Source organism: Mesorhizobium sp. M7A.F.Ca.CA.002.15.2.1 (assembly GCF_003998715.1).
Lineage (GTDB): Bacteria > Pseudomonadota > Alphaproteobacteria > Rhizobiales > Rhizobiaceae > Mesorhizobium > Mesorhizobium ciceri.
This window is the reverse complement of the sequence record NZ_RZPI01000944.1, coordinates 1-1,572: the sequence shown is the minus strand read 5'-3', so window position 1 is coordinate 1,572 and position 1,572 is coordinate 1. Positions and strand designations below refer to the sequence as shown.

The window sequence follows — 1,572 nt, the reverse complement described above, 5'->3', positions numbered from 1 at the left end:
CGTTCGGCATCTCGACGACACCGATCCGCGAGGCGCTGCAGAGGCTTGTCGCCGAGCGGCTGCTCGAGATGCAGAACAACCGCTCGGTCATCGTGCCGTTGCTGTCCGCGCCTGCCTTCGAGGAGCTGACGCGCATCCGCATCGCCGTCGAGGGACTGGCGGGCGAGATGGCGGCGACCAGGATGAGCGAAAGCGGGCTGGCTGACATCCAGGCGACGCTCGCCGGCATGCAGCGTGCCATTGAGGCCGGCGACGCCAGGGCCTATCTCTCATTGAACGAGGCGTTCCACTTCGCCATCTACCAGCATGCTGGCGCGCCGATCCTTTTGAACATGATCCGCGACCTCTGGGGGCGGGTCGGGCCTTATCTCAAGCTGCTGATGCAGGCCGATCGCTACATCCCGCAGTCCAACGACGCGCATCGCAAGATCGTCGCCGCACTGGAGCAGCGCAGCGGTCCCACTGTGCGGATTTTCATAGAAGAGGACATCGCCGTGGCGGCCGCTGTGCTGTCTGCAAACCTTGACGCTGCCAGGGAGCCGTCGGCCTAGCTCGTCCCGTCCAGCCGGTCGCGCAGCATGCTCCAGCCGAGCAGCATGTTGGGCGCGTGCCGCAGCACGGCGTGGAACGGTATTGGCGCCGGCGGCGCGAAGGGCAGCGGCAGGTCGCGGGCGTCGGTGCCGGCGGCCCAGTCGGCCAGAACCTTGCCCATCGCCGTCGTCATGGCGATGCCGCGCCCGTTGCAGGCGCGACCGGCGATCAGTCCCGGACCGAGGTCGATCAGGTGCGGCAGGAAATCCGGTTCGACCGCTGCCATTCCCGACCAGCTGTAGGCAAGCGGCGGCAGGTCGGGCAGACCGAGATGCCGGCCGAGCCTTCGCCAGATCGTCTGCGGTACGCGCGTATCCGCACCGGCGCCAAGGATATGCATGCCGCCGCTGATCAGCCGGTTTTCGGCGTCGAAGCGGAAGGTGAACAGATTGCGTCTGGTGTCACCGACACCTTGCCCGCCGGGAAGCAATCGGTTGCGCACTTCACGAGGTAGCGGCGCTGTCGCGATCTGGAAGACTTTCAGCGGGAAGTAGGTTCGCTGCAACGACGGATTGAGGGACCAGCCATAGGCGTTGGTGGCGATCAGCACCTTGCCCGCGCGTACCGAGCCAGAGGGCATTTTCAGCATCCAGCCATCGGCTATGCGATCAACCGAGGTGACGCGCGTCTGCTCGAAGATCTTTGCGCCGGCCTTCTCCGCCGCATCGGCCAATCCGCGCGCATAGGCGACCGGATTGAGCACGCCGCCGGAACGGTCCATCCAGCCGCCGACATAGCCTGGCACGCCTGTCAGGGCTTCGACTTCCTGCCGATCCAATGTGACTGCCGGCCGGCCACGCTGTGCCCACTGCCCGGCACGTGACTTGACTTTTTCAAAGGCGGCAGGCGAATGCGCCGGCTGGATCCATCCGTTCTGCACGGCGTCGCAGTCGATGCCGTGCTGCCGGATCAGGCGGAAAACCAGGTCGGCGCTGCCGGCGGCGAAATCGATCAGCCTTTCGCCACGCGATGGTCCGAGAT

General features: G+C 66.0%; 2 protein-coding genes. One reads left to right on the top strand and one right to left on the bottom strand.

Annotation, left to right across the window (positions count from 1 at the left end; all coding sequences use genetic code 11):
* A partial coding sequence (locus tag ENZ74_RS31355; protein ID WP_164761375.1) for a GntR family transcriptional regulator occupies positions 1-551 on the top strand: 551 nt, incomplete at its 5' end.
* Here ENZ74_RS31355 and ENZ74_RS31350 read toward each other — a convergent pair.
* The coding region (locus ENZ74_RS31350; protein ID WP_164761374.1) for an FAD-dependent oxidoreductase at positions 548-1,572 on the bottom strand (1,025 nt) is incomplete at its 5' end. The two genes, ENZ74_RS31355 and ENZ74_RS31350, sit on opposite strands and share 4 nt — an antisense overlap.